Source organism: Tranquillimonas alkanivorans (assembly GCF_900115595.1).
Classification (GTDB): Bacteria; Pseudomonadota; Alphaproteobacteria; order Rhodobacterales; family Rhodobacteraceae; genus Tranquillimonas; species Tranquillimonas alkanivorans.
This window is the reverse complement of sequence record NZ_FOXA01000088.1, coordinates 1-1,302: the sequence shown is the minus strand read 5'-3', so window position 1 is coordinate 1,302 and position 1,302 is coordinate 1. Positions and strand designations below refer to the sequence as shown.

The window sequence follows — 1,302 nt, the reverse complement described above, 5'->3', positions numbered from 1 at the left end:
GTTCGTCCTTGTCATCGTTGGCGGCAAGCTTAGCCGAGCGTCCGGTTTTTGGAGACCACCTCACGCGACTGGCGCTCCCGGGTTGACTGAGCCGGCGGGCCGCACGACCGGCCTCTCCCGTGGCTCCCGGAAGTCTGGCCTTTGCGCGGAGATTCCAGGATGAAGGATCACTAGGCTTGTTGTGCCGAACACGGTCTGAAGAGTCCCGCTTCGGTGCCGAACTGTCCGCGGTGCGCAAGCTCGAGTTCGCAGGCGCAGCATGATGCGCCTGTTCGCGACCGGCCCACAGCAGACGTTCGAGACAGAGGTCTGCGCCGCAGCGCGGCTTCACCGAGCCGGCCATCCATGCATTGCGCAGCATCTTCACGGGCATGACGATCGGAGCGCGGACCTTCCTGCCGTTCGCCGCGCCTGCTGCCGACAGGGCACACCGAGCCCGCGAAGAAGCGCCATCAGCAGCGTCGACTCGGTGTTGCACTGGCCGAAGCCGTCCGCTAACACCTCCGAAGCCGGGATGTCGTCGGCGCGATTGTATCCGGCACGAATGTCGTTACGCACGAAGTCGCAGGCGGCTCCGACCCGATCATCGAGCGCACGCCAGCCGCGGGCCTCGATCAGGTCTCGAACGGGCCCGGTGTCGAAATTGAGCAGCGGCCTGGGTTCGAGCAGTGTCGCATCGGCGGTCATGGATGGTCTCCTTCGAATCGATTGGAGACTGGTGTGATTCCTGCAGCGGCTGTAGCTTCAAGTAGAAAATCAGCCGGTGCGTGGGGCGGCAAGGATGACGGCGGCGCCAATGAGGCAAACACCGGCGCCTGCGACATCCCAGTGATCCGGCCGCTGCCCTTCGGCGCCCCACATCCAGAGCAGAGACGCGGCGATGTAGACACCTCCATAGGCGGCGAAGGCCCGTCCGGCGAAGCCGGCTTCGACCTGGGCGAGCAGCCATCCGAAAAGGCCGAGGCTCACAAGACCCGGGAGCAGCCACAGGATCGAGGCACCGCGCCACCACGCCCAGATCAAAAAGCAGCCGGCGATCGCGGCCAACGCGGCGAGGGGATATATCAGTGCGGCCGGCATCAGGCGCCGAGCTGACCGTGATCTGCGAGGCATTCCTCGTGGTCGCGCAGCACCTCGAGAATCCGGCAGTCGGCCACCCTATCGCGGACGCACTCGCCGATCATCCGGCGCAGCTCGACGCGGAGCACCTCGAGCCGGGCGAGGCGCGCCTCGACCTCGCGCAGTTGCCGCTGGGCGACCGCGTCGACCTGCGCGCAGGAGCGGTCCGGACTGTCGGAGAGG

The 1,302-nt window shown here is 66.5% G+C and carries 3 protein-coding genes; all 3 read right to left on the bottom strand.

Annotation, left to right across the window (positions count from 1 at the left end; all coding sequences use genetic code 11):
- Nucleotides 1-363: 363 nt before the first annotated feature.
- Nucleotides 364-687: a transglutaminase-like domain-containing protein gene (locus BM162_RS22295; RefSeq protein ID WP_093426049.1), complete on the bottom strand. Its 324-nt coding sequence runs from the start codon at nucleotides 685-687 to the stop codon at nucleotides 364-366.
- Between the two features lie 69 nt (nucleotides 688-756).
- Nucleotides 757-1,080 carry a YnfA family protein gene (locus BM162_RS22290; RefSeq protein ID WP_093426047.1) on the bottom strand — a complete coding sequence of 108 codons (324 nt, stop codon included), beginning with the start codon at nucleotides 1,078-1,080 and terminating at the stop codon, nucleotides 757-759.
- Nucleotides 1,080-1,302, bottom strand: a 223-nt coding sequence (locus BM162_RS22285; RefSeq protein ID WP_177215346.1) for a MerR family DNA-binding protein, incomplete at its 5' end; no start/stop codon positions are given. The genes BM162_RS22290 and BM162_RS22285, both read right to left, overlap by 1 nt.

Coding starts and splice junctions, on each gene's coding strand:
- BM162_RS22295 (WP_093426049.1), bottom strand. CDS start 687: ATGACCGCCGATGCGACACTGCTCGAACCCAGGCCGCTGCTCAATTTC.
- BM162_RS22290 (WP_093426047.1), bottom strand. CDS start 1,080: ATGCCGGCCGCACTGATATATCCCCTCGCCGCGTTGGCCGCGATCGCC.